We start from the raw sequence: 15,089 nt of genomic DNA, 5'->3' as shown, positions 1-15,089 counted from the left end.
ACCAGAGAACATGTGCGGAATCGTCGGCTACGTCGGCACCCAGCAGGCACCCCCGCTGCTGCTGGAGGGACTCACCCGGCTCGAGCACCGCGGCTACGACTCGGCCGGTCTCGCGCTGCTCGGCAGCACCGGGATCAAGGTGGAGAAGCGGGCCGGCCGGGTGCGCGACCTCGCGGACGGGCTGCCCAAGCGCTTCGCCGGCAAGGTCGGCATCGGGCACACCCGCTGGGCGACCCACGGGCCGGCCAACGACGTGAACGCCCACCCGCACACCGACGCCAAGGGCCTGGTCGCGGTCGTCCACAACGGGATCATCGACAACGCCGCCGCGCTGCGACACCGGCTGGCCGACGGGGGCGTCGACCTGGTCAGCGACACCGACACCGAGGTGCTGGCCCACCTGGTCGCGCTCTCCGAGGCGCCGACGCTGGAGGGCAAGGTCGTCGACGCGCTGGCGCAGGTCGAGGGCACCTACGGCCTCGCGGTCGTGCACGCCGACTTCGCCGACCGCCTGGTGGTCGCGCGCAACGGCAGCCCGCTGCTCATCGGCGTCGGTGAGAAGGAGATGTACGTCGCCTCCGACCTCGCCGCGATCGTGCGGCACACGACGACCATCGCCCACCTGGCCGACGGCGAGATCGCCACGGTGACCGCCGGCGGCTTCACGACGTACGGCGGGGACCTGCGTCCGGTCGCCCGCACCGCGGAGACCGTGGACGTCGACCCGGCCGCCTACGAGGCCGGCGAGCACGAGTCGTTCATGCACAAGGAGATGCTCGAGCAGCCGGCCGCGGCGGAGCGGGTGCTGGGCGGGCGGCTCGACGAGCGGTTCGGCACCGCGCACCTCGGCGGCCTGAACATGGACGCCCGGGAGACGCGCGCGATCCGGCGGGTCAAGATCCTGGGCTGCGGCTCGGCGTACTACGTCGGCCAGATGGGTGCCGCGCTCGTCGAGGAGCTGGCCCGCATCCCCGCCGACGCCGAGGCCGCGAGCGAGTTCCGCTACCGCGACCCGGTGATCGAGCCGGACACGCTCTACGTCGCGGTCAGCCAGTCCGGCGAGACGATCGACACCCTGCTCGCCGTCCAGGAGATCCGGCGCAAGGGCGGCCGCGTGATCGGCCTGGTCAACGTCGTCGGCAGCGCGATCGCCCGCGAGTGCGAAGGCGGCATCTACCTGCACGCCGGGCCCGAGGTGGCCGTCGCGTCGACCAAGGCGCTCACCAACATGTTCCTGGGCTTCGCGCTGCTCGCGCTCCAGCTCGGCCGGGTGCGCGACCTCTCCATCGCCGACGGACGCCGGCTGATCAACGGCCTGTCCCGGATCCCCGAGCAGATCCAGGAGATCCTCGACCGCGAGGACGAGATCGCCGCGGTCGCGGGCCAGCTCGCGGCGGCCGACAGCCTCTTCTTCGTCGGCCGGGTGCGCGGCTTCCCCGTCGCGCGCGAGGGTGCGCAGAAGTTCAAGGAGATCTCCTACCGGCATGCCGAGGCCTACCAGACCTCCGAGCTCAAGCACGGCCCGCTGGCGCTGGTCTCGGAGCAGGTGCCGACGGTCGCGATCGTGCCCGACGACGAGCTGACCGACCGCAACGTCGGCGCGCTGCACGAGATCGCCGCCCGTCGCGGCCCGCTCGTCGTCGTCACCCACGAGGGCGTCGACCTCGGCGAGGTCGAGTGCACGCGCATCGACGTCCCCCGCAACGAGCGCGAGCTCGACCCCGTGCTGCTCGTCGTACCCCTGCAGCTGCTGGCGTTCCACGCAGCCCTCCAGCTCGGCCACGACATCGACAAGCCGCGCAACCTGGCCAAGTCGGTGACGGTCGAGTAGCCGCGCAGCGGCGGGGTGACCCAGCCCACCGCGACGACGAAGGTGGCGCGCGTGAGCGAAAGCACTACCGTTGACGGGTGAGCAACGACGAGAGCGACAACACTTCGACTCCTGAGGTGACGTTCGCCGACCTCGGGCTCAGCGACAAGGTCCTGAAGGCGCTGGCGGACGTCGGCTACGAGAAGCCCTCCGCCATCCAGGCCGCGACCATCCCGCCGCTCCTCGCCGGGCGCGACGTGGTCGGCCTGGCGCAGACCGGCACCGGCAAGACCGCGGCGTTCGCGCTGCCGATCCTGTCGCGCCTCGACCTGTCGCAGAAGACCCCGCAGGCGCTCGTGCTCGCGCCGACCCGCGAGCTCGCGCTCCAGGTCTGCGAGGCGTTCGAGAAGTACGCCGCGCACAGCAAGGGCGTCCACGTGCTCCCCGTCTACGGCGGCCAGGCGTACGGCGTCCAGCTCAGCGCGCTGCGTCGTGGCGTGCACGTCGTGGTCGGCACCCCGGGCCGGATCATGGACCACCTGGAGAAGGGCACGCTCGACCTGAGCGAGCTGCGCTTCCTGGTGCTCGACGAGGCCGACGAGATGCTCAACATGGGCTTCGCCGAGGACGTCGAGACGATCCTCGCGGACACCCCCGACGACAAGAACGTCGCGCTCTTCTCCGCGACCATGCCGGCGCAGATCCGCCGGATCTCCAAGCAGTACCTGAACGACCCGGAAGAGATCACGGTCAAGAACAAGACCGCGACCGCGCCGAACATCACCCAGCGCTACCTGATCGTCTCGTACCCGCAGAAGATCGACGCCCTCACGCGCATCCTCGAGGTCGAGAACTTCGAGGGCATGATCGTCTTCGTCCGCACCAAGAGCGAGACCGAGCTGCTGGCCGAGAAGCTGCGGGCGCGTGGCTTCTCCGCCGCCGCGATCAACGGCGACGTCGCCCAGGCCCAGCGCGAGCGCACCGTCAACCAGCTGAAGTCGGCGAAGCTCGACATCCTGGTCGCCACCGACGTCGCCGCCCGTGGCCTCGACGTCGAGCGGATCAGCCACGTCGTCAACTACGACATCCCCACCGACACCGAGTCCTACGTGCACCGCATCGGCCGCACCGGCCGCGCCGGTCGCAGCGGAGACGCGATCTCGTTCGTGACGCCGCGCGAGCGCTACCTGCTCAAGCACATCGAGAAGGCCACCCGCCAGCCGCTGGCGCAGATGCAGCTGCCGACCGCCGACGACGTCAACGCCACCCGGCTCTCGCGCTTCGACGACCAGATCACCGCGGCCCTGGAGCAGACGACCCGGATCGACCGGTTCCGCGACATCATCCAGCACTACGTGCGCGAGCACGACGTGCCGGAGGCCGACGTCGCCGCCGCCCTCGCCGTGGTCGCCCAGGGTGAGACCCCGCTCCTGATCGACCCCGCTGCGGACGCCCGTCAGCAGCAGCGCGACGAGCGGCCGGCCCGCACCGACCGCCCCGACCGCGGCGAGCGCCGGCCCCGCGGCCGCAGCGACGTCCCGATGGCGACCTACCGGATCGCCGTCGGCAAGCGCCACAAGGTCGAGCCGCGCCAGATCGTCGGCGCCATCGCCAACGAGGGCGGGCTCTCGCGCCAGGACTTCGGGCACATCGACATCCGGGGCGACCACTCGCTCGTCGAGCTGCCCGCCGACCTGCCCGGCGGCGCCTGGGACAAGCTGAAGGGCACCCGGATCTCCGGCAAGCTCATCGAGCTCACCCCGGACAACGGCGGCCCGTCGTACAACTCGGGCCCGCGGAAGCCGCGCCACAAGAACTGACCTCTCGGGGGGCAGACGAGGACGCGACTCCGGGTCTAGTGTGACCGCGGTCACACCGACTGGCGGGTGACCCGGTCTCTCGGAGGTCCCATGTCGGTCCGCAGTCGTCTCGCCCGTCTCGTCGCCGCCGTCGCGGCGACGGTCACCGTCCCGGTGCTGCTCGCCGCGCCGGCCCACGCCGCGGCGCCGGCGTACGTCGCGCTCGGCGACTCCTACTCGTCCGGGGTCGGCACCAGGAGCTACATCAACGACGGCACGTCCTGCCAGCGCTCCAACCTCGCCTACCCGAAGCTGGTCGCCAACCAGAAGGGCTACGCGCTGAACTTCAAGGCGTGCTCGGGCGCGAAGATCCCGGACGTGACGGGTCAGCTCAGTGCCCTGTCGACGGGTACGGCGTACGTGACGGTGTCGGTGGGCGGCAACGACGCCGGATTCTCCGGCGTGCTGACCGAGTGCGCGAAGCCCGGCTGGGCGAGCAACTGCGACGGCAAGATCAACACCGCGCAGGCCTACATCAACAACACGCTGCCCGGCGCGCTGGCGACGCTGTACGCCTCGATCAGGAGCAAGGCGCCGAACGCGAAGGTGGTCGTGGTCGGCTACCCGCGCGTCTTCAACGGCGAGGACTGCAACGCGGCCACCTTCTTCTCCCCGGCAGAGGAGACCCGGCTCAACCAGACGGCTGACCTGCTGAACGGCAAGCTGTCCGGGGCCGCGTCGGCGAAGGGCTTCTCGTTCGCGAACCCGACCAGCCGCTTCGTGGGGCACGCGGTCTGCGACAGCCCGGAGTGGCTGAACGGTCTGTCCAACCCGATCAGCGACAGCTACCACCCCAACCAGGCCGGGCACGCGTCCGGCTACCTGCCGCTGGTCGCGGGGCTGCTCGTCTGAGCCCGCGTACCCAGGGGTCGGTCGGCCCGGGCTGGTAGAACCGACGCGTGCGCCCTCTCGTCTCGATCGCTGCCGTCGTCCTCGTCTCCAGCGTCCTCGTCGGCTGCGACGCCAAGGACAAGGTGACCGGTCCCGACCCCGACAAGGCCGCCGACGCCCTGGCCGCGGCGCTCGCGACGGGCGACTTCGCCGATGTCGCGCTCGCGGACGACCAGACCCCGACGGCGGTCGACGCCGACTACGCGGAGGTCGTCGACGGCCTCGGCGACCTGACTCCCACGGTGACGGCCGGGGGCGTCGAGGAGGACGGCGACACGGCGACCGCCACCCTCGCCTGGGTGTGGCCGGTGGCCGGCGACGAGTGGAGCTACACGACCGACGTCACGATGACGAAGGTCGACGACGAGTGGCAGGTCCCGTGGTCGCGCGCGCTCGTCGAGCCGAGCCTGCGCAAGGCGACCGTCCTGGACGCCACCCCGATCGGCGGGAGCCGCGGCGACATCATCGGCAACCGCGGCACCGCGCTGGTCACCGACCGCGACGTCGTCCGCTTCGGCATCGACCGCGGCAAGGTGCCGGCCGCGCAGGCCGCCGCGTCGGCGCGCGAGCTCGCGCGGCTGGTCGGCATCGACCCCACGGCGTACGCGAAGCGCGTGGTGGCCTCCGGCGACAAGGCGTTCGTCGAGGCGATCACGCTGCGCAAGGAGGACGTGCCGGTCGACGTCGCGCAGCAGTACTTCCGCATCAAGGGCGGCGTCGGGATCCCGGGCCAGCTCCCGCTCGCGCCCAGCCGTGACTTCGCGCTGCCGATCCTCGGCACCGTCGGTGACGTGACGGCCGAGATGATCAAGGACCACCCGGACACCTACGAGGTCGGGGACCTGGCCGGGTTGTCGGGGCTCCAGGCGCGGTACGACGAGCAGCTGCAGGGCGTGGACGGCGCGGTCGTCCACGCGGTCGGGTCGGACGGGATGGAGCGCGAGCTCTACCGGGTGGAGCCGCAGCAGGGGAAGCCGCTCGACATCACCCTCGACCTGCAGCGCCAGACCGCCGCCGAGGCGGCACTCGCCGGGGTCGGCCCGGCCAGTGCGCTGGTCGCCGTGCGCCCGTCGGACGGCGCGATCCTGGCGGCCGCCAACGGCGCCGGCACCGACGGCTACAACGTCGCGACGTACGGGCAGGCGGCACCGGGCTCGACCTTCAAGACGGTCAGCAGCCTGGCGCTGCTCCGGGCCGGGCTGAAGCCGGGCACGGTCGTGCCGTGCACGAGCCGGATCGTCGTGGACGGCAAGCCGTTCGAGAACTACGACGACTACCCGAGCAGCGGGCTCGGCAACATCCCGCTCCGCTCCGCCGTCGCGAACTCGTGCAACACCGCGTTCATCTCCCAGGCGGGCAAGGTGTCCGACGGATCGCTGGCCGCAGCGGCCGCGTCGCTGGGTCTCGGCGTCGACCACGACCTCGGCTTCCCGGCGTACTTCGGCCAGGTGCCGGCCCCGAAGTCCCAGACCGAGGCGGCCGCCGACCTGATCGGCCAGGGCGGCATCCTGGCGTCGCCGATGGCGATGGCGACGGTGATGGCCTCGATCCAGTCCGGCAAGACCGTGGTGCCGCGGCTGGTGAAGTCGGTCAAGGTCTCCGTGCCCGACGGCGTCGAGCCGTTGACCGCCGGTGAGGCCGCGGCGCTGCGCCAGATGCTGCGCGGCGTCGTGACGTCCGGCAGCGGGCGCGGCCTCCTCGACGTGCCCGGCCCGCCGGTGATCGCCAAGACGGGCACCGCCGAGTTCGAGCGCAACGGCAAGACCCTCACGCACGCGTGGATGGTGGCGGCCCAGGGCGACCTCGCCGTGGCGGTGTACGTCGACGAGGGCTCGTCGGGCTCCGGCACCGCCGGCCCGATCCTGGAGCAGTTCCTGCGGGCTGCTCGGTAGGGGTCAGCCGCGCGCCGGGACGGAGCGGGCGACGTCCTCCGGCATCGGCTCGTAGTGCGCGAAGCTGCGTGTGAAGACGCCGGCACCGTGGGTGGAGGCGCGGAGGTCGACGGCGTAGCGGACCAGCTCGGTCTGCGGGACCTCGGCGAGCACCTGGGTGCGGTCGCCGACCTTGTCGGTGCCGAGCAGGCGCCCGCGCCGCGACGACAGGTCGCTCATCACGGAGCCGACGAGCTCGTCGGGGACCAGCACGGTGACGGTGTCGAACGGCTCCAGCATGGTCACGGTCGTCGCCGCGGCGGCCTCGCGCAGGGCGAGCGCGCCGGCGGTCTGGAAGGCCATGTCGGAGGAGTCGACGCTGTGCGCCTTGCCCTCGGTGAGGGTCACGCGTACGTCGACCACGGGGTGGCCGAGCCGCACGCCGCGCTCCATCTGGGCGCGCACCCCCTTCTCGACGCTCGGGATGAACTGGCGCGGCACCGAGCCGCCCACCACCTTGTCGACGAACTCGAAGCCGGCGCCCTCGGCCAGCGGCTCGACCTCGAGGTGGCACACGGCGTACTGCCCGTGCCCGCCGGACTGCTTGACGTGCCGGCCGAGACCGGCGGCCCGGCCCGAGAACGTCTCGCGCAGCGACACCACGAACGGCACCTGGTCGACGTGCACGGCGTACCGCTCGGTGAGCCGCTCGAGGGTGACCTCGGCGTGCGACTCACCCATGCACCACAGCACCAGCTGGTGGGTCTCGGCGTTGTTGTCGATGCGCAACGACGGGTCCTCGGCGGCGAGCCGGCCCAGCGCCTGGGAGAGCTTGTCCTCGTCGGCCTTGCTGTGCGCGACGATCGCGACCGGCAGCAGCGGCTCGGGCATCGACCAGGGCCGCAGCACCCGTGGGTCGTCCACGTCGGAGAGGGTGTCGCCGGTCTCGGCCCGGGTCAGCCGGCCGATCGCGCAGATGTCGCCCGCGACGACCCGGTCGGTCGGTGCCTGCTGGCGGCCGAAGACGTAGGCGAGGGCGCCGATCTTCTCGTCCTCGTCGTGGTCGGGGTGCCCGGCGCCGTCGCCGAAGAACGCCGTGAAGTGGCCGGAGACGTGGACCGACTGGTCGGCCACGAGCGTGCCCGAGAAGACCCGGACCAGGCTGAGCCGGCCGACGTACGGGTCGCTGGTCGTCTTCACCACCTCGGCCACCAGCGGGCCGCCGGGGTCGCCGGTGATCTCGGCCGCGGCGGCGCCCGAGGGCAGGAAGACGTCGGGGGAGGGGTGCTCGGCGGGCGACGGGAAGCCGCGTACGGCGAGGTCCAGCAGCTCGGTGCAGCCGACGCCGGTCAGCGAGCACACGGGCACGACGGGGAAGAACGTCGCCCGGGCGACGGCGCGCTCGAGGTCGTCGAGGAGCACCTTCTCGTCGATCTCCTCGCCGCCGACGTAGCGGTCCATCAGGGACTCGTCCTCGGACTCCTCGATCACCGCCTCGATGAGCTCGCCGCGCAGCTCGGAGGGGCCGGGGGCGAGCAGACCGGTCAGCCCGACCACGGCGTCGCCCTCACGGACCGGGACGAAGAGCGGCATCACCCGGTCACCGAACGCCTCCCGCGCCTGGGCGAGCACGCCCTCGTAGTCGGCACGCGCCTGGTCGAGCTTGGTGACCACGACCGCCCGCGGCATGCCGACGCTCGCGCACTCGCGCCACAGCGCGCGGGTGCCGTCGTCGACCCCCTCGTTGGCGGCCACGACGAAGAGCGCGCAGTCGGCGGCTCGGAGGCCCGCGCGCAGTCCACCGACGAAGTCGGCGTAGCCCGGGGTGTCGATCAGGTTGATCTTCGTGTCCTCGCGCACCAGCGGTGTCACGGTGAGCGAGATCGTGTGGCCGTGCGTGTGGTCGGCGCGGGAGGTGGCACCCGAGGCGGCGAGCAGGGTCTCGGCCAGCGTGGTCTTGCCGGACCCGGCGGGGCCCACCAGCACCACGTTCCTGATCCGGTCCGGGCTGCTCGCCCCCAGATCTTGCCCGGACGCTCTCCTGGTCCTGTCGGCCATCGCCGTACCTCCCGCCCTGCCGCGAGGGGTCGCCGTTGACCCCTCGGTCCGAGAGAACTCCTCCACCTGCGCGGGCGCAAGGGTCTGTCGGCCACGGATTCGGTCGATTATCTTGGAGGTTCCATGTCTCGGGTTATGGGCCGTCTCGGCCTGCTCTCGGAGGTGCAGGACCTCCTGGCGCAGGGGGAGTCCGTCGCGCTCCACGGACCGACCGGCATCGGCAAGAGCGCCCTGCTCGACGCGCTCGAGGAGCAGCGCCGTGAGAGGCCGGACGCCCTCGTGCTGCGCGCCAACGGGGCGGTCGCCGAGCACGGGCTGCCGTACGCCGCGCTCCAGGACCTCGTCGACCAGCTGCCGGTCGAGCTGGGTGGCTCGCTGCCACTGATGGCAGCGCCCGTCGAGGAGGACCGGCTGCGCACCGTGCTGTGCACGTCGTTCCGCTCCCTGCTGGAGCAGGCCTCCCGCACCCGGACCGTGCTGATCCTGCTCGACGACGTGCAGTGGCTGGACCCCCAGTCGGCCTGCGTCATCGGCTACGGGCGGCGCCGGCTGACCGACCGGGTCAGCGTGGTCGCCACCGTCGGCCCCGCGCGCGACCCGCTCGCCGACGGCGACGTGGACCTCTCCGACCTGCACCACCTCGACGTCCCGCCGCTCGACGCGGCCGCGATGATCGAGCTGCTCGGGGCGCACGGCGTCCCCGCCCACGTCGCGCAGCGGCTGCACGTCGAGTCCGGCGGGCTGCCGTCGCTGGCCCTCGCGCTGGGCGGCGCGGCCCGCGAGCAACCCGTGCTGCTCGGCCGGCCGACGCCGATGCCCGCGAGCCTGGAGCGCGTGCTGCGCGACCGCTTCCTCGCCCAGGAGGAGGGGGTCCGGGACACCGTGGCGCTCGCCGCGCTGCTGCACCGGCCGACCGTGCGCCAGCTCGAGCGGGCCGGTCGGGTCGAGGTCGACCAGCACCTGCGGTCGGCGGCCGAGGCCGGCCTGCTGACCCGCTCCGGCGACACCGTGCGCTTCACCCCGTCCGAGCTGGGGCGGGTGGTGACCGAGACGATCCCCGCCGTACGCCGCACGGAGTGGCACCGCGCCCTCGCCGACGTGGCGCCCAGCCCGGCCGAGCGCATCCGGCACCGTGCCCTGGCCGACCCGCGACCCGATGCGGAGACCGCGCGGGAGCTGGCGATCGTCGCCCGGGAGTCGGCGAGCGGCGGCAACCGCTCCATCGCCACCGAGCTCTACCTGCTGGCGGCGGACCGGGCGCCGGCCGAGCTCGGCACCGCGCGCGTCGAGTGGCTGGCGACCGCCGTCGAGACCGGGGCGCCGGGCAACCACGTCGAGCTCGTGCACCGGGCGCTGGACGACTTCCTCGAGCTGCCGGCCGAGCCCGCGCAGACCGTGCGCGTGCGGCTGGCGCTGCCGGAGCTGGCCGGGTCGGGCCTGGCCGCGATGGACGAGGTGCTGGCCGCGGCCCTGACCGACGCCGGCGAGGACGACCGCCTGGTCGCGCTGGTGCTGCTCCAGCGCTCGCGGGTCGCGCTGATGGAGTCGCGCCCCGACGAGGCCGGCCGGCTCGCCGAGCGCGCCGCCGGGCTTTTCCAGCGAGCGGGTGACCGGGTGGCCGAGGCCTCCGCACGGACCACGCTCGCGGTGTCGACCCGCTGGACCGGCTCCGGCCTGCACGACCTCCACCTCGCCGACGCGCTCGCCCTGGTGCCCGCGAGCGAGCCCCCGCAGCCCGGGCTGACCCACACCTCGCCGGCCTACATCGCCGCCCGGTTCGCGCTCTACGACGACCGGCTCGAGGAGGCCTGGACGGCCAACCTCACGATGCTCGCCCAGGTCGAGCGCGGCGCCGGGATGGACCAGGTGCACGTGCTCCGCTGCCTGGTCGAGGTCGGCGTCCGGCTCGGGCGCTGCCGCGAGGCGGTGGCGTACGCCGCGCGCGCGACGCAGGTCGCCGAGGAGTTCGGCCTCGACCCGCACACCGGGTGGTTCATCAGCGCGCTCGCCGAGCTCGCCGGCGGGGACCTCGAGACCGGGCGCACGCTGGCCGAGCAGGGCGCGGTCGCGGCGCAGGAGCGCGGTGACACCCGCTACCTGCAGCGCCACCTGCTGCTGCTCGGGCAGGCCCAGCTCCGTGCCGGGGACGCCGAGTCCGCGCGGACCACCCTGCTGCGGATCCGCGCCATCGAGGAGGCGCACGGGATCAGCGACCCCACCGTGAACCGGTGGCAGCCCGAGCTCGTCTCGGCGCTGGTCGCGCTCGGCGCGGTCGACCAGGCGGCCGGCGTGCTCGCCGGCGCGCGACACGCCATCGACGGCCGGTCGGGCACCGACGGCGTCGGTGCCCAGCTGGACCGGGCGGAGGCCGAGGTGCTCTGCGCCGCCGGCGACCTCGACGGGGCGATGCACCTGCTCGACCGCGCCGCCAAGGTCTGCGCCGACGTCGGCATGCGGGTCGAGCTCGGCCGCACCCTGCTGACCCGCGCCCACGTCGAGCGCCGCGCCCGCCGGGCGGCCGCCGCACGGGCCACCCTCGAGGAGGCCGAGGCGGTCTTCGACGCCCTGCACGCCCAGCCCTGGCTGGTGCAGGTGCGCGCCGAGCTCGCGCCCTGTCCGGTCGAGGGCGCCGGAGACCCGATGCTCGGACGGCTCACCGACACCGAGGCCAGGATCGCGCAGCTGGTCAGCCAGGGCGCCAGCAACCGGCAGATCGCCGAGCGACAGCACCTCTCGGTCAAGACCGTCGAGGCGGCGCTGACCCGCATCTACCGGAAGCTCGACGTGCGCTCCCGCACCCAGCTCGCGACGCTGCTGGTGCCCGCGCCGACGGAGTAGTCCGGCCGGGCAAGACGAGGGAAATCCCCCTACCGGTACCCCGTGGGGGTTCCTAGCGTTCGATCTCGACGTCCTCGGACACCCCCGGTGACGCCGAACTCCCCACCCCCACACCCTTCGAGGGAGATCCATCGATGAGTACCAGAACGCTGCTCGGAGCGGCTCTGGCGGTCACGGTCTCGGGCGCACTCGCCCTGGGCCTGCAGGCACCGTCGTCGTCCTCCGCCCCCGGCACCCACGCCGACAAGCCGGCCACCAAGGGCCAGACCGCCGTGCCGGACCGCGTGGCGCGCACCGCCGCCCGGTCCTACCTCGGCGACCACCGGGCCTCCTTCAAGGCCAGCCCGCACGACATGTTCCGACAGGCGAGCACCACGAAGGGCACGGCCGGCACGCAGTACGTCGCGTACGACCGCACCTACCGCGGGCTGCCTGTCGTCGGCGGCGACTTCGTGCTCGCGGTCGACCCGTCCGGCAAGGTGACCGGCCGCAGCGCGACCCAGCCCCAGGTGATCCGCCTGCGCTCGACCCGCCCGACCGTGAAGCCCGCAGCGGCACGTCGTACGGCGATGCGGCAGGTGGGCCACGTCCAGCGGGCGTCGAAGCCGCACCTCGTCGTCCTCGCGAAGGGACGCCCGACGCTGGCGTGGCAGACCCTGGTCGTCGGCACCACGAAGCACCGGCCGACCCGGCTGACCGTGCTCACCAACGCCCGCAACGGCCGGGTGCTGAGCAGCTGGGACCGCGTCGTCGACGGCACCGGCGCCGGCTACTACTACCCCGGCGTCACGATCGGCACCTCGCTGAGCGGCTCGACGTACCGGATGTCCGACTCGACCCGCTCCGGCGTCTCCTGCGCCAACCAGGCGGGCACGATCTACACCGGCCCGGACGACTCCTGGGGCAACGGCTCCGGCACCAACCTGGAGACCGGCTGCGTCGACGTGCTCTACAGCGTCGACAAGGAGGTCGACATGCTGTCGGCCTGGCTCGGTCGCAGCGGCGTCAAGGGCAACGGCACGAGCTACCCGGCTCGCGTCGGCCTCAACGACGTGAACGCCTACTTCGACGGCACGAAGACCAACTTCGGCCACAGCCAGGACGGCGCCCGCCAGCTCACCGCGATCGACATCGTGGCGCACGAGAACGGGCACGGGGTCTTCGAGACCACCCCCGGCGGCTCGACCGGCGACAACGAGACCGGCGGCATGAACGAGGCGACCGGCGACATCTTCGGGGCGCTCACCGAGGCCTACGCCAACAACCCCAACGACCCGGCGGACTTCACCGTCGGCGAGGAGGCGGACCTGGTCGGCGACGGCCCGATCCGCTACATGTACAACCCGAGCATCGTGGGCGACCCGAACTGCTGGTCGTCGAGCATCAAGAACGCCGAGGTGCACGCGGCCGCGGGTCCGCTCAACCACTGGTTCTACCTGCTCTCCCAGGGCTCGGCCGCCTCGCCGGCCTCGCCGACCTGCAACGGGTCGAGCGTGACGGGTGTCGGCATCCAGACCGCCGGCAAGATCTACTACAACGCGATGCTGCTGAAGACGACGTACTGGACGCACGGCAAGGCCCGCGTCGCGACGCTGACCGCCGCGAAGAACCTGTACGGCAGCACCGACTGCACCACCTTCAACCGGGTCAAGGCGGCCTGGGACGCCGTCTCGGTCCCGTCGCAGGCCGGTGAGCCGACCTGCGGGTCGGGCGGCGGCGGTGGCACCTGCACCAAGGTCACGGCCACGGGTACGGCGTCGTCGGGCGCCTCGACGTACAAGCCGTCCTCCACGGGAGTCACGGTGACGACCGCCGGCACCATCAACGGCTGCCTCACCGGACCGAGCGGGGTCGACCTCGACCTCTACCTGCAGAAGAAGAGCGGGTCGTCGTGGGTCGATGTCGCGGCCAGCGAGGGCTCGACCTCGACCGAGAGCATCACCTACTCGGCCGGGGCGGGCACCTACCGCTGGGACGTCTACGCGTACTCGGGCTCCGGCTCGTTCACGCTGAAGTACGACACCCCGTAGCAGCACCAGCAACGAAACCGGGGCCCCAGCGCACGCGCTGGGGCCCCGGTCCTTCGTGGTTCACCGTTCTGACGCGAGGGGGTGCGTCAGAACGGGCCCTCCAAAGGGGAGCCCCTCGCTGCATGGGGTCAGCAAGGGGCTCTTGCCGACATCAAGGTGCTCCCTCCGAGTCGACGTCCCCATCGTGTCACGGAGGTGGTCAGGGTGTCAGCGGTTTGCGAGAAGGACCTGGGGTGCACGGCTTGCCCCATGGTGCGAGGCTGGCCACATGAACGGACTCGACCTTCTCGGCCCCGACCAGCGGGGTCTCTACATCGGCGGCACCTGGCGCGAGGCGGAGGGCGGCGAGCGGCTCGACGTCATCGACCCGGCGGACGGGTCGGTGCTCACCGACGTCGCCGACGGCTCGGTCAACGACGCCGTCGACGCCCTTGACGCGGCGGTGGCCGCCCAGGCTGCCTGGGCCACGACCCCGCCCCGCGAACGCGGGGAGATCCTGCGCACCGCCTTCGGCCTGATCACCGACCGTGCCGACGAGTTCGCGCACCTGATGAGCCTCGAGATGGGCAAGACCGTCGCCGAGGCCCGCGGCGAGGTCGGCTACGGCGTCGAGTTCTTCCGGTGGTACGCCGAGGAGGCGGTCCGCATCCACGGCCGCTGGATGCAGGCGCCGGCCGGCGGCAGCCGGCTGCTGACCATCAAGAAGCCGGTCGGCCCCTGCCTCTTCATCACCCCGTGGAACTTCCCGCTCGCGATGGGCACCCGCAAGATCGGCCCGGCGATCGCCGCCGGCTGCACGATGGTGGTCAAGCCCGCGAGCCAGACGCCGCTGACGATGCTGGCGCTGGCCGGCGTGCTCGCCGAGGCGGGCCTGCCGGACGGCGTCCTCAACGTCGTGACCACGAGCCGGCACAGCGAGTTCAGCGAGGCGCTCCAGTCCGACGACCGACTGCGCAAGGTGAGCTTCACCGGCTCGACCGGCGTGGGCAAGATCCTGGTGCGCCAGTCGGCCGACCAGCTCCAGCGGCTGAGCATGGAGCTCGGCGGCAACGCGCCGTTCCTCGTCTTCGAGGACGCCGATGTGGACGCCGCCGTGGACGGCGCGATGATCGCGAAGATGCGCAACATGGGTGAGGCCTGCACGGCCGCCAACCGGTTCCTGGTGCACCGCTCCGTCGCGCAGGAGTTCGCGGAGAAGCTCGGCAAGCGGATGGGTGGGCTGAGCGTCGGGCGTGGCCAGGACGACGGTGTCGACGTCGGGCCGCTGATCGACGAGAAGGCCGTCGAGAGCGTGAGCCAGCTCGTCACCGACGCGATCCACGACGGTGCGACCGTCGTGACCGGCGGCCAGGCGCCCGAGGGCCCCGGCTACTTCTACCCGCCGACCGTGCTGCTCGACGTGCCGGTCGACTCCGAGATCAACGTGCAGGAGATCTTCGGCCCGGTCGCGCCGATCAGCACGTTCGAGTCCGAGGAGGAGGCGATCCGCCAGGCCAACGCCACGGAGTACGGCCTCGCGTCGTACGTCTACACGCGCGACCTGGCCCGCACCATCCGGGTGGCCGAGTCGCTCGAGTTCGGCATGATCGGCATCAACTCCGGCCTGATCTCCAACCCGGCGGCGCCGTTCGGTGGGGTCAAGGCCAGCGGCTTCGGTCGCGAGGGCGGCTTCGAGGGCATCGAGGAGTACCTCGAGACGACGTACGTCGCGCTCCCGGCGGGCTGAGCCTGG

Annotated in this window: 8 protein-coding genes; 7 read left to right on the top strand and 1 reads right to left on the bottom strand. The window is 72.5% G+C overall.

Going from position 1 to position 15,089, the window contains the following annotated elements; translation table 11 throughout:
* Positions 1-10 precede the first annotated feature (10 nt).
* The 4 genes from glmS (at position 11) to ACFPYL_RS00430 (ending at position 6,452) form a co-directional block, all read left to right on the top strand.
* On the top strand, positions 11-1,831 hold the full coding sequence (gene glmS / locus ACFPYL_RS00445; RefSeq protein ID WP_379149252.1) for a glutamine--fructose-6-phosphate transaminase (isomerizing): 1,821 nt from the start codon (positions 11-13) through the stop codon (positions 1,829-1,831).
* 77 nt (positions 1,832-1,908) lie between these two features.
* Positions 1,909-3,630, top strand: coding sequence for a DEAD/DEAH box helicase (locus ACFPYL_RS00440; protein WP_379149250.1), 1,722 nt, complete (start codon positions 1,909-1,911; stop codon positions 3,628-3,630).
* A 90-nt stretch (positions 3,631-3,720) separates the two neighbouring features.
* Complete coding sequence (locus ACFPYL_RS00435; protein ID WP_379149249.1) at positions 3,721-4,521, top strand: SGNH/GDSL hydrolase family protein; 801 nt, start codon at positions 3,721-3,723, stop codon at positions 4,519-4,521.
* Between the two features lie 47 nt (positions 4,522-4,568).
* On the top strand, positions 4,569-6,452 hold the full coding sequence (locus tag ACFPYL_RS00430; protein WP_379149247.1) for a penicillin-binding transpeptidase domain-containing protein: 1,884 nt from the start codon (positions 4,569-4,571) through the stop codon (positions 6,450-6,452).
* 3 nt (positions 6,453-6,455) lie between these two features.
* Here ACFPYL_RS00430 and ACFPYL_RS00425 read toward each other — a convergent pair whose 3' ends face one another.
* Positions 6,456-8,489 carry an elongation factor G-like protein EF-G2 gene (locus ACFPYL_RS00425; RefSeq protein ID WP_379149245.1) on the bottom strand — a complete coding sequence of 678 codons (2,034 nt, stop codon included), beginning with the start codon at positions 8,487-8,489 and terminating at the stop codon, positions 6,456-6,458.
* Positions 8,490-8,612: 123 nt separating this feature from the next.
* On the opposite strand from ACFPYL_RS00425, the gene ACFPYL_RS00420 reads away from it, so the two are divergent.
* From ACFPYL_RS00420 to ACFPYL_RS00410, 3 genes are all read left to right on the top strand, one after another.
* Complete coding sequence (locus tag ACFPYL_RS00420) at positions 8,613-11,327, top strand: helix-turn-helix transcriptional regulator (protein WP_379149244.1); 2,715 nt, start codon at positions 8,613-8,615, stop codon at positions 11,325-11,327.
* A 134-nt stretch (positions 11,328-11,461) separates the two neighbouring features.
* Positions 11,462-13,357, top strand: a complete 1,896-nt coding sequence (locus tag ACFPYL_RS00415) for a M4 family metallopeptidase (RefSeq protein WP_379149242.1) — start codon at positions 11,462-11,464, stop codon at positions 13,355-13,357.
* 268 nt (positions 13,358-13,625) lie between these two features.
* Positions 13,626-15,083 carry an NAD-dependent succinate-semialdehyde dehydrogenase gene (locus ACFPYL_RS00410; RefSeq protein ID WP_379149240.1) on the top strand — a complete coding sequence of 486 codons (1,458 nt, stop codon included), beginning with the start codon at positions 13,626-13,628 and terminating at the stop codon, positions 15,081-15,083.
* Positions 15,084-15,089 lie beyond the last annotated feature (6 nt).

The organism is Nocardioides hankookensis (genome assembly GCF_042658885.1).
Classification (GTDB): Bacteria; Actinomycetota; Actinomycetes; order Propionibacteriales; family Nocardioidaceae; genus Nocardioides; species Nocardioides hankookensis.
The sequence above is the reverse complement of the archived record's forward strand: the minus strand, read 5'-3'. Positions and strand labels throughout refer to the sequence as shown.